At 48.4% G+C, this 13,207-nt stretch carries 11 protein-coding genes; 8 read left to right on the top strand and 3 right to left on the bottom strand.

The window, feature by feature from the left end:
- Window positions 1-4 precede the first annotated feature (4 nt).
- The 8 genes from BC343_RS14730 to BC343_RS14695 all read left to right on the top strand — a co-directional run bounded on the left by BC343_RS14730 (window position 5) and on the right by BC343_RS14695 (window position 8,610).
- Window positions 5-898: a PKD domain-containing protein gene (locus BC343_RS14730; protein WP_078348543.1), complete on the top strand. Its 894-nt coding sequence runs from the start codon at window positions 5-7 to the stop codon at window positions 896-898.
- An 8-nt stretch (window positions 899-906) separates the two neighbouring features.
- Complete coding sequence (locus tag BC343_RS14725; protein ID WP_078348643.1) at window positions 907-1,932, top strand: family 16 glycosylhydrolase; 1,026 nt, start codon at window positions 907-909, stop codon at window positions 1,930-1,932.
- Window positions 1,933-1,996: 64 nt separating this feature from the next.
- Window positions 1,997-2,881: a glycoside hydrolase family 16 protein gene (locus BC343_RS14720; RefSeq protein WP_202909795.1), complete on the top strand. Its 885-nt coding sequence runs from the start codon at window positions 1,997-1,999 to the stop codon at window positions 2,879-2,881.
- A gap of 160 nt (window positions 2,882-3,041) precedes the next feature.
- Window positions 3,042-4,340 (top strand): sugar MFS transporter, encoded by a 1,299-nt coding sequence (locus tag BC343_RS14715; RefSeq protein WP_078348542.1) that lies wholly within the window; start codon window positions 3,042-3,044, stop codon window positions 4,338-4,340.
- Window position 4,341: 1 nt separating this feature from the next.
- Window positions 4,342-5,526, top strand: coding sequence for an N-acetylglucosamine-6-phosphate deacetylase (gene nagA, locus BC343_RS14710; protein WP_078348541.1), 1,185 nt, complete (start codon window positions 4,342-4,344; stop codon window positions 5,524-5,526).
- Between the two features lie 15 nt (window positions 5,527-5,541).
- Window positions 5,542-6,306 (top strand): glucosamine-6-phosphate deaminase, encoded by a 765-nt coding sequence (locus tag BC343_RS14705; protein WP_202909794.1) that lies wholly within the window; start codon window positions 5,542-5,544, stop codon window positions 6,304-6,306.
- A gap of 103 nt (window positions 6,307-6,409) precedes the next feature.
- Complete coding sequence (locus tag BC343_RS14700; RefSeq protein WP_078348540.1) at window positions 6,410-7,969, top strand: beta-N-acetylhexosaminidase; 1,560 nt, start codon at window positions 6,410-6,412, stop codon at window positions 7,967-7,969.
- A complete protein-coding gene (locus BC343_RS14695; protein ID WP_078348539.1) occupies window positions 7,966-8,610 on the top strand; it encodes a carbohydrate-binding family 9-like protein in 645 nt (214 codons plus the stop codon). The genes BC343_RS14700 and BC343_RS14695 overlap by 4 nt, the downstream gene beginning before the upstream one ends.
- Window positions 8,611-8,672: 62 nt before the next feature.
- Here the strand turns inward: BC343_RS14695 and BC343_RS14690 are convergent, their stop codons facing one another.
- The 3 genes from BC343_RS14690 to BC343_RS14680 all read right to left on the bottom strand — a co-directional run bounded on the left by BC343_RS14690 (window position 8,673) and on the right by BC343_RS14680 (window position 13,197).
- Entirely contained in the window at window positions 8,673-9,734 is a 1,062-nt protein-coding gene (locus BC343_RS14690; RefSeq protein WP_078348538.1) for a LacI family DNA-binding transcriptional regulator, read from the bottom strand.
- 322 nt (window positions 9,735-10,056) lie between these two features.
- Window positions 10,057-11,712, bottom strand: coding sequence for an arylsulfatase (locus BC343_RS14685; protein ID WP_078348640.1), 1,656 nt, complete (start codon window positions 11,710-11,712; stop codon window positions 10,057-10,059).
- A gap of 45 nt (window positions 11,713-11,757) precedes the next feature.
- A complete protein-coding gene (locus BC343_RS14680; RefSeq protein ID WP_078348537.1) occupies window positions 11,758-13,197 on the bottom strand; it encodes a RagB/SusD family nutrient uptake outer membrane protein in 1,440 nt (479 codons plus the stop codon).
- Window positions 13,198-13,207 lie beyond the last annotated feature (10 nt).

Here is a 13,207-nt window from a genome sequence, read left to right as displayed (position 1 = left end):
AGCAATGAAAACCAATATAAAAATATCGATAGCTGCTTTTATGGCAGCGGTTATAGCGGTGGCGAGCTGCAAAAAGCCCGAATATACTTTCGGGGAGATAAAAACCCCTACTGATGTAACCCTTACCACCACTATTGAAGGCGCCGATGCTGCAAACCCTGCGGGGGGCGGCAGCGGCAACGTAGCCATTGCGGCAACGGCCAACAACGTAGTGTCGTATAAAATAGACTATGGCGACGGCAGTACCGAAGTGGTGCCTACCGGCAAAATAACCCACAAGTATACTAACCCGGGCACTGCCGATTATACCGTAATTGTAAGTGCCATAGGTACCGGTGGTGTAACATCAACTACATCTAAAAAGATAACTGTTTTTGTTGCCTTCGAGATACCGGCTGAGATAATGGCCAACCTCACAGGCGGAAGCTCTAAAACCTGGGTTATAGCCCGCGAAACCCCCGGCCACGTAGGTGTAGGCCCTAATAATACCTATGCATCAGACTATTACAGTGCCGACCCCAATCAGCGCGACCCCTGTTTATATGATGATGAGGTTACCTTCACTAAAGATGGCAGCAGCATTAGCATGGTTGTTAATAACAAAGGCCAATCGTTCTCTATCGGTGCAGCTACTACATTTTACGGTGCATCAGGCCCCGATGGTTGCTACAACCTGGACCTGAGTGCAGCACGTAAGCTTGTTTTCATGAATGCTACCTCGGGCTCTACCACTGCAAACTCTACCCGTATACAATTCGTAGTTCCGGGTAATGGCTTAATTAGCTTTGGTACAGGTGGTAACACTTATGAGATACTGGCCATAACCGCCAGCACCATCACCCTGCGTAACATAGGTATAGATGGTTTGGCCTGGTACCAAAAATTTACAGTTAAATAATGAAAGATATGAGACATTTAGGCACCTATATCATTATAGCGCTTGTAGCACTGCTGGCAAGCTGCACTAAGGACGAGAACAAGTCGGACCCGAATAAGCCGTCCAACATCGAGATAAAATACGTATCAAGCACAGATAACAGCGGCAACGTAAGCTTTACGGTTACGGCCACCAACGCGGCCTCGTACGAGTTCGATTTTGGTAACGGCGTATACCAAACATCAACCACCGGCACCGTTACCTACAAATACCCGGTTGCCGGCGTTTATACCGTAAAAGTTACTGCCAAAAGCAGCACAGGCTCTGTAACTACCCAGTCGGCACAAGTTAATGTATCTGCCAGTGAGACGCTGGTATGGTCAGACGAGTTTGAGAAAGCCGGCGCACCCGACCCGGGCAACTGGGGTTACGATTTGGGTAATAACAACGGCTGGGGCAATAACGAGCTGGAGTACTACACCAACAGCAGCAATAATGTTATTGTGGCCGATGGTAAGCTAAAAATAACCCTGAAGAAAGAAGCAATGGCTGGCTTTAACTACACCTCGTCGCGTTTGCTATCGAAAGGTAAATTCAACTTTAAGTATGGCCGTGTAGAGTTCAAGGCAAAACTGCCTTCGGGGCGTGGCACCTGGCCTGCATTGTGGGCCTTAGGCAGCAATGTTGATACTACGCCTTGGCCAGCCTGCGGCGAGATTGACATTATGGAGCACGTGGGTAACCAACAGAACAAGATATTTTCTACACTGCATTACCCCGGCCACTCGGGTGGCAACGGTGTAAGCCAAACCGTAATGAACCCTACGGCTTCTACCGAGTTCCACGTTTACAGCCTGGAATGGACAGATAAGCAACTGAAGTTTGCGGTTGACGGCGTGGTGTACCACACCTTTGCTAACGATGCCAGCACACCATTCAATGCCAATTTCTTCCTTATCATGAACGTGGCTATGGGCGGTAATTTTGGCGGCGAGGTAGACCCAAGCATCACCAGCGCAACCATGGAAGTGGAGTACGTGAGAGTTTACAGATAATCTATAATGAAAAAGAGTGTCCGCTAAGGTGGGCGCTCTTTTATTACAATCCCCTACGGAGTTTATGCACTCAAAAAAAACTTTTTTTGCTGCCGCAATGGCCGCAATGCTGGCATTGCCTGCTTTTGCGCAAACCAAAAAAGCCCCCACAAAGCAAACCGGCAAGGTTATCTTTTTTGATGACTTCTCCACCGGCAAGCTCGACCGTACCAAATGGACGCCCATAGTAACCGGCTTCCATACCAATGGCGAACTGCAGGCCTATGTAGATTCAGCCAATGTAATATCCTTTGCCAAAGGTGCAGCTGCCGAAGGCGCAAGCAATGGCGCACTGGTGTTGAGCCCAAGGTATTCGCCGGGTTTTAAAACCTTCGATAACCAAACTTTCGATTTTATTTCGGGCAGGATAACCACCGTTAATAAATTCGATTTTACTTACGGAACCGCCGAGGCACGTATAAAAGTTGTTGCTGCCGATGGGCTTTGGCCTGCCTGGTGGATGCTGGGCTACCCCGAATGGCCCGCAGGAGGCGAAACTGATATTATGGAATTTATTGGCGAGGCAGATTGGGTAAGCGCAGCCGTACACGGCCCGGGATATAGCGGCGAAACACCATTTGTGAACCGCCTGTACATGCCCAAAAACAACGACGCGACCAAATGGCATACCTACGCCGTAGAATGGACACCCGATGCCCTCAATTTTAAGTACGACGGCGTATTGATGTTCCGCGTAACCAAAACCATGGCAGAACATTACGGCAAATGGATATTTAACGATAAGCAATACCTGCTGCTCAATTTTGCAGTTGGAGGCATTTACCCCTACAAAATAAACCAGATCAAAAAGCCTTACTACGGTTTATCAGAAAAAGCTTTGGACCTTATCAAAACCAATAAAGCCAAAATGCTGGTAGATTGGGTGAGGGTTACCCAAAATAGCAAATAAATTAAGTTTTAGGTTTTAATTAAATGTTGAGAAGCTTCGGGCAAATTGCCCGGGGCTTTTTTTGTTTTAAGGTAGAGGCAACAAGCCTTCCATATTTATTTTTTTATTTCAAATAAAAGCCTAATATTGCATTCGTGTACGTACACGAATGCAATAAACCATGAAAGCTGCCGCTTTAAAAAACACCATATCCTTGCTCATCATCTGCGTGGTGTTTTTTGTATTCGGGTTTGCCACCTGGATAAATGCCGTGCTGATACCGTATTTTAAGCTGGCCTGTGAGCTTACTAATTTCAAGGCCTACCTGGTAACCTTTGCTTTTTACATATCCTATTTTGTTATCTCGGTACCGGCATCGTTCCTGCTCAAAAAAATAGGGCTGAAGAACGGCATGACGGTGGGTTTCTTCATAATGGCCACCGGTGCCTTTATCTTTATACCTGCCGCCAACTACCGTTCGTACCCCATATTTTTAACGGGCCTGTTTATCATCGGCACCGGGCTCGCCTTACTGCAAACAGCTGCCAACCCTTTTGTTACCACCTTAGGCCCCGAGGAAAGCGCTGCCCGGCGTATCAGCATCATGGGTATCTGCAACAAAACTGCCGGCATTATTGCGCCCCTGTTGCTGGCCGCCTTCATCATCAAACCAACCGATGGCCAGCTTTTCAAGGATGTTCAGCTGATGGATGAAGCACACAAAACCATGGTGCTGGATGAACTCATTAAGCGAGTGATCACTCCTTATACTGCTGTAGGCTGCGTGCTGATATTAATGGGCCTGCTCATCCGCCTGTTGCCTCCGCCTGATATTGATAAACTGGATGCCACTGCGTCGAAAGATAAAGCCGAAACCTGCATCTTTCAATATCCGCATTTGATATTGGGAGCAGTAGCTATTTTCTTCCATGTGGGTTCGCAGGTTATTGCTATTGATAGCATTATACCCTATGCACAAAGTATGGGGCTGTCGTTACCCGAGGCGAAGGTTTTTCCGTCGTACACGCTGTTCGCCACCATTTGCGGGTACTTGCTGGGCATTAGTTTAATACCCTGGGCCATTTCGCAACGCACGGCATTGCGTATTTGCACGGTGTTGGGTATTACTTTTTCGCTGTTGGTGATCATGAGTAAAGGTTGGGTTACTTTGTTGGGCCACCATACCGATATTTCGCTGTGGTTTATGGTGCTGCTGGGGTTTGCCAACTCTATGATATGGGCAGGCATATGGCCTTTGGCATTGCACAATTTAGGCCGCCATCTTAAGCTGGGGGCATCTCTGCTCATCATGGGCCTTTGCGGTAATGCCATATTGCCATTGTTTTACGGCTACTTTGCCGACCACCTGGGGCTGCGCGAGGGGTATTGGGTTTTACTACCCTGCTACTTTTACCTAAGCTACTATGCGTTTTACGGGCATAAGGTTAAAACATGGCGCTTTAAATTAAAAACTGTTTAGGATGGATGCATCATCGCTCAAAATAATAAAGGCGCGGGCCATTACACCACAAGGGATACTGGATAACGCTACGGTGGTTGTTAAGGATGGTAAAATAGCTTCGGTAGGGGTGGATGACCTGTATGAAACTGCTACTATCATTGATGCCGTTGGTAAATACCTATCGCCGGGGTTTATTGATATACATGTGCATGGCGGCGGCGGGCACGATTTTATGGATAACACCATAGAAGCCTACCTGGAGATAGCCAAATTACACGCGAGCTACGGCACCACTGCCTTTACGCCAACTACCCTAAGCTGCGAGCACGAGGAACTATTGAAAACGCTCGCCTTATATGAAGAAGCTGAGCCTTTGAATGCGGATGGGGCACGTTTTATAGGGATGCACATAGAGGGCCCATATTTTTCGATGGAGCAACGCGGTGCGCAGGATCCGCGCTTTATCCGTAAGGCTGATGCCGCCGAGTATACCGATGTACTGAACAAGAGCAAAATCATCACCCGCTGGAGTGCTGCCCCAGAGGTGGAAGGCGCCATAGAACTGGGCTGCTACCTTACCGAGCGTGGCATATTACCATCTATAGCGCATACCAATGCCGTTTACGATGATGTGGTTACTGCTTATGAAGTGGGGTATACGCATATGACGCATTTTTACTCGTGCATGTCGGGCGTTACTCGTAAAAACGCGTTCAGGTACGCCGGGGTGGTGGAGAGCGGGTATCTGCTGGATGGCATGACGGTAGAGATAATAGCTGACGGCAGGCATTTGCCGCCATCGCTACTGAAACTGGTATACAAAATAAAGGGTGCCGATAAAATAGCCTTAGTTACCGATGCCATGCGCGCGGCCGGTATGCCCCCGGGCGAAAGCGTATTAGGCAGGCTAACCGACGGACTAAAAGTAATTGTAGAGGATGATGTAGCCAAATTACCTGATCGCTCTGCCTTTGCAGGCAGCGTGGCCACCACCATACAGCTGGTAAAAAATATGGTAACACTGGCCGAAGTACCGCTTACCGATGCTATAAAAATGATGACGGCAACCCCTGCAAAGATCGCCGGCGTGGCCGATAAGATGGGTACGCTTGAAGTTGGAAAATATGCCGATATGGTATTGTTTGATGATGATATAAACCTGCACACCACCATTATTGGCGGCAAAGTAGTGCACACTGTTTAATAAGATATTTATAAAATGTTACAACAAATAAAGAAAGATAAACTGGACGTATTGGTGGCCGAAAACCGCGCCGCATTGGGGCACCTTGCCGCCGGTATGGCTGCCAATAAAATTAAGGAGTTATTACCGGTTAAGCCCGAGTTGAACATCATCTTCGCCGCGGCACCATCGCAGAACGAATTTTTAGCGGCGCTGGTAGCCGATGAAAGCATAGAGTGGAGGAGGATAAACGCCTTCCACATGGATGAGTATTTGGGCCTGTCCGAAGGTGCTCCGCAATTGTTCAGCAGTTTTTTAAAAGAAAGCATATTTGATAAGGTGCCCTTTAAATCCGTTAACTGTATAAACGGTAGCAGCGCCGATGCTTTGGACGAGTGCGAACGCTACGCTGCTTTGCTAAAGACAAACCCTGCCGATATAGTTTGCATGGGCATTGGCGAGAACACCCACATTGCGTTTAACGACCCGCACGTGGCCAACTTTAAGGATTCACAATTGGTAAAGATAGTAGAACTCGACACAGCCTGTCGCCGGCAGCAAGTGAACGATGGCTGCTTTGCCACCCTGGCCGACGTACCGCAATATGCACTTACGTTGACCGTGCCTGCATTGATCGCTGCACCTTACATCTTCTGTATGGTGCCGGGCAAAAACAAAGCACGTGCTATAGCCCACACGTTAAGCACTCCTGTTACCGAATTATACCCATCTACCATATTAAGGCAACATCCTAATGCGGTTTTATTTACCGATGCGGATAGCTTTAGTTTGATGGATTAAATTAATAGGTAAGCGAGGGGGAAACTTCGCTCCGCTGATTGTTTCAGTTGTTTTAATATGATCAGCGCCGCTATAGGTGGCGTATTACTAAATAACATTGCTAATGAAAAACTATTTTAAAACACAGGTGCTGCTACTACTTTTATTGGTAAGTGTTACCGCAAAAGCTTGGGCAAGCCAGGTGCCACCGGCAGATTCGGTGGCCGTGAAAGGGTTCCATTTAGATATGCGGATACAGGTAATGCAGTTGCCTGCGCTCAAAAAATTTGCGGCCAAACTTGCCGGCAAGGGCATCAATACCATTGTGATGGAATGGGAGGGCAGTTACCCGTTTAAGAACGAACCCTTGATTGCAAACCGCTACGCCTATACACCCGCGCAGGTGGCCGAGTTCATCAGCTATTGCAAGCAGCTGAAAATACAGGTGATACCGCTGCAGCAAAGCTTCGGGCATGTGGAGTACATTCTGCGCAACTACAAATACGCCGCCCAGAGAGAAGACCAAAAAGATTTTAGCCAGGTATGCCCCAGCGAACCCGAACTGAATAAAAAACTGTTTACCACGCTGTTTGCCGAACTGATAGCCACACACAACTCGCCCTACCTGCACATCGGCGGCGACGAAACTTACCTGCTTGGCCATTGCGAAAAATGTAAAAAGAGGGCTGCCGAAATTGGTTTATCCCGCCTTTACTTCGACCATATAAAAATGCTTTGCGATATTGTGGTGAGCATGGGCAAACGCCCCATTGTTTGGGCGGATATTGCGCTAAAATACCCCGACTACATCAACCTGCTGCCCAAACAAACCATTTTTATTGATTGGAACTATGGCTGGGATGTAAACCACTTTGGCGACCATGCCAAGCTGCTTAAATCGGGTTACGAGATATGGGGTTCGCCATCTATCCGCAGTTATCCTGACAATTTCTTCTTAACCGATTGGCAGAAGCATTTTAAAAACATTCACGATTTTATTCCGCTATCGAGAAGCCTGAATTATAAAGGAATTGTAATGACCTCCTGGTCAACCTCCGGCGTTTACTCTTCGCTCTTCGAGTCGGAAGGCGATTTAATAGACCTTTATGCCATTCGCCATGTTTACCCGCTGAGCGGTTTTAATATTTTAGTTGACTATTACCTGCAAACGCTCGGTACTAATAAAGTGAAGCCGGTTGATGACTTTATAGCAGATTATTGCCACGATACTTTTGGCTTTGATAAGAGCAAGGCAGAGCAATTTAAAAAGACACTGTTTGCCGCGCCGTATAGTGTACAGCGGGGCAAAGTGGTATCCAACACGCCGCTTACTGTAAGTAACCTGCTGGATACTGCCGAGAATACGTTGAAGGTGTTCAAATCACTCGCGCCTGCTAAGGGTGCGCAGGAGTATAGGCATTTTTTGCTGATGGCGAGGATACGGGTTTATTATTTAACCTTTATGGAGATAGAAGCGGAAGTAAATGCGCCGACTTTTACGCTGGATAAAGCCCCTGCTTATGCGGCAAAAGTAAAGAAGCTGATGGCAGATGAACACGCACTGAGCGCTGAATTTAATGCTTTGAACGGTGGTTTTATACACCCCGCCGCTATTGCCGAGGAGAACCTTTTGCGCAGCCAGAAAGTGCATGTGATGTATGATAGATTAGCCAAGATAAAATGACGCTGCTGAACATTCCGTATATACCGTTAAGCCAACCAACTGATACCGCGCCGCCCCATAAAATTGAAAACGAACCCTGGGCGAAGGGCGGTGTGCTATCATGCTCTGCAGCATTCGCTGTTTCGCATTTTGATGAGGGTATACGCTTGCGTTTCGTGGTGAATGAGCCGCACCTGAATGCCCGTAAAAGGCCCATCAACAGCGATGTGCATAACGATAACTGCGTAGAGTTTTTTATTGCCTTTGGCGATGAGGAGGGTTACTACAATATCGAATTCAATTGCCTTGGCTCTATCAAAGCTGCTTATGGCAAAAACCGGTTTGGCCGCGAATTTGTCCCCGCGGAACTGCTTAATCCCATAGTGGAAACCATGGTGCTGGACCTGAATAACAACGTGCCTAAAGGCGGAATCAGCTGGGATATATCCGCGGTGCTTCCCCTTTCAGTATTTTGCTACAGCAGCCTGCCAACGTTGAGTGGCACGGAGTGTGCAGTAAACTTTACCAAATGCGGCGACCAACTGCCCGTGCCTCATTTTTTAAGCTGGGTGAAACTCGACGGCGATACACCCGATTTTCATCAGCCCCAATGTTTCGCCAAAGTAGTTTTCGACAGGAAACCTGTATTAGTGTCTGTATAAATCATGAAAAGATATTTGTTGGCCTTTGCTATGCTGCCTCATGGCAAACCCGATGGGCAGGATTAACCATTGTAGAACTGGTAGTTCTCTTTGGTGATGATATCGATAGGCATATAGACAAAACGCTCCACCTCGCTCACGTTGTAGAGGTGTTTATACAGCGCCATAATGCCCAGATAGCCTTGTTCTTTCGGGCGTTGGCATATCAGGTATTTTATCTGCCCGCTTTTGAGGTAATCGATGTTCTTCTCCAAAAAGTCGTAACCAACCAATAGGTCATTACGTCTGTGTTTCTTCAATATTTCGGCAACAATATTTACGCGCGAGTTGGTTACAAAAATGGCTTTGATAGTGTTGTCGGCATTCAGCGTCCTTGTTAGCGCCTCTTCCACAACGCATACTTTGGTTTCGCTGATGTTGAGGGTGGATATATGCGTGGCGCTCCTTGTTTCTTCAAAGAATTTCTTAAAGCCATGTTCTTTGCGTACCAAATGGTGGTCGTTGCGCAGGTCGGCAGATATATTGATGATCAAAACCTTATCCAGCGGTTTCAGCGAAAAACTCACGAGCTGTGCCGCCAACCGGCCGCTTTGATACAGGTCAGGCCCAATGTAGGTAAGGTTATCCTGCCCGGCAAGGTCCGAGTTGATGAAGGCAAGGGGTAAGCCCAGTTCATTAATTCTCTTTGCTAACACCTGCGAATCTTCCACAAATGATGGTGCCAGCAATACGGCATGCGGCTCATCCTTCAGCATTTCTTCGGCAACCCTATTAAAGCTTTCTTTCGAATCAAGCGCGTAGAAATAAGGCTTTACCGTAACGCCAAACTGGTTGGTTTCGGCAGCGGCCTGGTTAATGCCGTTGAGCGGGTAGCTCCAGTAGTCGGTTTCTTCCGACACGGCGGGTATCAGCACTGCAAAATTCATGTTTTTGCGCGTGGCCAACAGGCTGGCCATTTTATTGGGCTGAAAGTTCAGTTCCTTAATAATGGCCTCTATCTTCAGCCGCGTAGCGTCAGACACGCCCTTACGGTTATGCATCACCCTATCCACCGTACCGATAGATACATTTGCCCTGCGCGCTATTTCCTTAACGCCGTTTAGTTCGCTTGCTGTTTTCTTCATCTGGGTAGACGCCAAAGATAGAACATTTTGTATGAGGTGGGGGCGCAAAAAAGAGCAGGGGAAGTGCGATTCCTTCCCTTGGGAAGGGGGAGGAAGGGGTTAATGGATATGCAAGGCCACAAGGCATATCGGCTAAACCCCTCCCTGCATTTGCGCACACCCTGCCGCACCCCTCCCCAAGAAGGGAATTTTAAAGGCCTGCAAAGAAGAGCGAGGGGAATGTGTGATTCCTTCCCTGGGGAAGGAGGAGGAAAGGGCTAAAAACGAACAAGCCGCCTGCGGGCGCAGGACGGCTTGAAGCAACTGATTTAACCAACAAAATTTAATCAGCGTATTTGTTTGGGTGGTTGGCCATATTGTCTTTATAATTCGGTCCTTTCGGGAAAACCTGGTGCGAGTTGGCCCAATCCTGCCATTTTTTGTCTAATGCGGTTACTATATCTGCGTGTTCCGCGGCCAGGTTGTGGCGTTCGGTGCGGTCGGCATCCAGGTCGTACAGTTCCCATTTATTGGCGAGGGCGGCTTTTACTATCTTCCAATTTTTGTAGATAACGGCGCAGTGCCCCTCGTGTTCCCAATAAAAGTACTCATGCGTTTCGCCCTTGCCGGCTTTTAATGCAGGTAACATGCTTAGCCCCTCGGTAGGCGTTATTTGCCTGCCATTGTAGTTGGTAGGGTAGGTAGCTTTCGCCGCATCTGCCACGGTAGCCATCAGGTCGGTAATGTGGAAGGGTGTACCGTTAAACTTACCCGACTGCCCCTTGAACATAGCCGGCCAGTAAGCCACCAATGGTGCCGCTATGCCACCCTCAAAGGTTTGGTTCTTGTATTTTTTGAAGGGCGTGTTAGATACATTGGCCCAACCCATCCCGTAGGAAATGGCGCCATATTTCAGCCCGTCGTTGATAGATGCCATTGGTCCGCCGCCCAATTCCTGGTACGGTTCGGCACAGGCGCCGTTATCGCTCATGAACATAATGAGCGTGTTATCCAGTTTCTTTTGCTGTTTCAAGGTGGCTAATACCTTTCCTATATTCAGGTCCATGCGGTAAACCATGGCGGCATAAACCGTCATGCGGTAGCTTACATCCTTTTGTTGTTGCTCGGTTAGCTGGTTCCAGGGGCGCATTTCGCGTTCGGCGGTTGCCCAGCCGGGTTTGGCAAGCCCCATGGCAACTTGTTTTTTCACCCGCTCGTACCGTATCGAATCCCATCCTTTTTGGTATTTACCTTCCATTAGCTTAATGTCCTGCTGGCGAGCCTGCAAAGGCCAGTGCGGTGCATTAAAGGCCAGGTACAAAAAGAATGGTTTGGCATCGCGCTGCTCGCTGATGAATTTTACGGCATTGTCGCCAAAGGCATCGGTAGTATAATAATCATCCGGGAAATCGTATTGCGTATCGCCGTTATCGGTCGTAATGCCGCGCGGCGGGAAGGGATGCAGGTAGCTCGATGCGCCCGAAAGAATACCATAATACCGCTCAAACCCGCGCTGCAATGGCCATTTCTCTTTCCCATGCATACCTACGTGCCATTTACCCGTCATGTAGGTGTGGTAGCCGGCCGTCTTCAATACTTCGGCCATGGTTACGGTGTTGGGCGTTAAAAAGCCGCGGTAGCCGGGCACACCCTCTTCGTTCACGCCGTTATCATTCGGGTCTTCCGACATATCGCCTATGCCCGCCTGGTGCGGGTACAAACCCGTTAGTAACGATGCACGGCTTGGGCAGCAGCGGCTGTTGTTATAAAAACTGCTAAGCCTTACACCATTTTTGGCCAGCATATCAATATTGGGCGTGGGTATTTCGCCGCCGTAGCAGCCAACATCCGAAAAGCCCATATCATCTGCCAGTATAATAATGATGTTTGGCTTCTTGCCTGTTGCAGCACGTATTTTTACGGGCGATTGTGCAAGAGTTTGCAAGCTTTGGGTAGCTAATACAGCGCAGGCGAGCAGCGCTAATGTACCTTTTCTCATAAGTATAGTTTTGAAAGGGGCGACATGCATCGCCCCCTTAGGTTATTAATAGCCGGTATTTTGCACCAGTTTTTTATTAGCATCCACTTCCGATTGCGGGAAGGGGAACCGCACCTGGAAGTCTTTAGCAGGCAGGCCACGGTCGGTAGCGTTTTTCAGGAACAGGCCGTTGCGCAGCAGGTCCTCGCGGCGTTTGCCTTCACTGTAAAATTCCCAGCCGCGTTCTTTAACCAAGGCAGTGATGAAGGTGTTTTTATCGGGCAGGTCGGTAAGGGTAAAGGCGGTTAGGCCGGCGCGGGTGTGTACCATGTTCAGCAGGTCTACGGCTTCTTGTGTAACGGCACCTTCCTGCACCAATGCTTCGGCGCGGCTCAGTAATATATCGGCATAGCGTATCAGCGGGAAATCGTTACCGTGGTGGCGCTCATCCGCAGCAGGGTCTGTGGGGTATTTCAGGCTGCGCGGATTTTGATATTCCACGCCCGTTGTTAGGTCGATAAGCGCCCCTGTAGTGCTGGTGTACGATGTCAGTATCAAATTGCGGCGCTTATCTGCAGCGGCAAAGGTTTTGTAAAATGCCAACGGCATACATACCTGTGTTGCGGTGTTAAATACGGTGGTTGGGTATTGCGGCGGTAAAGCATTAGCCGTCCACACGTTACCGAAGCCTATTTTATTAAGCGCAGGGTAAACAAATATCATCTCGGGGTTACCCTTGTTGGCCCTATCGAACAGCGCCACATAATCTGTTTGCAGTTTGTAGATGTTCATATCCATTACCTGTTTGGCCGTTGCTGTTGCTTTTTGCCAGTTTTTGGTTTGCAGGTAAAACTTGGTGAGTACCCCCAATGCAGCACCTTTTGTGGCTTTGCCTGTAGTGATAATGGTACCGGGCAGGTCGTTAGCCGAGGCTATCAGTTCACTCTCAATGAAATTTAGCAGCTCGGTTTCTTCTGCTTTTGGTACGTTAAAATCGTCGGTAGCGCTGGTGAAGGGCTTGGTTATCATGGGCACGGGGCCAAACCAGCCGTAGAGGTAGTAATACGCCAATCCGCGTAAAAAGCGGGCTTCTGCGGTCATTAACTTTTTCTCATCGGCACTAAGCTCCGGGTTGTTAGGGATGTTCGATAACAGGATATTGGCGTCCCTGATGGTAGTATAGTTTTTGCTGTAGAATTGCGACAGGAACGGCGCGGTAGGCAACCAGTTGAAGCTCTGGAATGGCAGAACATCAATATTCAGAGCACCGCGGTAATTCACCAGCACGTCGGTAACAGCTTCTTCAACATATATACGGTTTACGCCGGCATCAGCAATAAACTGACCGTCGGCATAAACGCCGTTCAGCAGGGCAGTTGCGCCCTTTTTGGTGAGCAGGAAAGAATCGGATAACTCGGAAGCAGGCGCTATATCAAGCCCTTTTTTGCATCCCGTACCCAGCACCAGTGCAAGGCAAAGTATCCAAAATTTATAATAGGTTTTCATTGTTGTTGAT

The sequence above is a fragment of the Mucilaginibacter pedocola genome, from assembly GCF_002013915.1.
Taxonomy (GTDB): Bacteria; Bacteroidota; Bacteroidia; order Sphingobacteriales; family Sphingobacteriaceae; genus Mucilaginibacter; species Mucilaginibacter pedocola.
Note: the sequence above shows the minus strand (reverse complement) of the source record. Positions and strands in the feature narration are given on the sequence as shown.

Bases quoted from the DNA above. Each gene is read 5' to 3' on its own strand.
- BC343_RS14720 (WP_202909795.1), top strand. From the start codon at position 1,997: ATGCACTCAAAAAAAACTTTTTTTGCTGCCGCAATGGCCGCAATGCTG.
- BC343_RS14695 (WP_078348539.1), top strand. From the start codon at position 7,966: ATGACGCTGCTGAACATTCCGTATATACCGTTAAGCCAACCAACTGAT.
- BC343_RS14725 (WP_078348643.1), top strand. From the start codon at position 907: ATGAGACATTTAGGCACCTATATCATTATAGCGCTTGTAGCACTGCTG.
- BC343_RS14690 (WP_078348538.1), bottom strand. From the start codon at position 9,734: ATGAAGAAAACAGCAAGCGAACTAAACGGCGTTAAGGAAATAGCGCGC.
- BC343_RS14700 (WP_078348540.1), top strand. From the start codon at position 6,410: ATGAAAAACTATTTTAAAACACAGGTGCTGCTACTACTTTTATTGGTA.
- BC343_RS14685 (WP_078348640.1), bottom strand. From the start codon at position 11,712: ATGAGAAAAGGTACATTAGCGCTGCTCGCCTGCGCTGTATTAGCTACC.
- BC343_RS14730 (WP_078348543.1), top strand. From the start codon at position 5: ATGAAAACCAATATAAAAATATCGATAGCTGCTTTTATGGCAGCGGTT.
- BC343_RS14705 (WP_202909794.1), top strand. From the start codon at position 5,542: ATGTTACAACAAATAAAGAAAGATAAACTGGACGTATTGGTGGCCGAA.
- nagA (WP_078348541.1), top strand. From the start codon at position 4,342: ATGGATGCATCATCGCTCAAAATAATAAAGGCGCGGGCCATTACACCA.
- BC343_RS14715 (WP_078348542.1), top strand. From the start codon at position 3,042: ATGAAAGCTGCCGCTTTAAAAAACACCATATCCTTGCTCATCATCTGC.
- BC343_RS14680 (WP_078348537.1), bottom strand. From the start codon at position 13,197: ATGAAAACCTATTATAAATTTTGGATACTTTGCCTTGCACTGGTGCTG.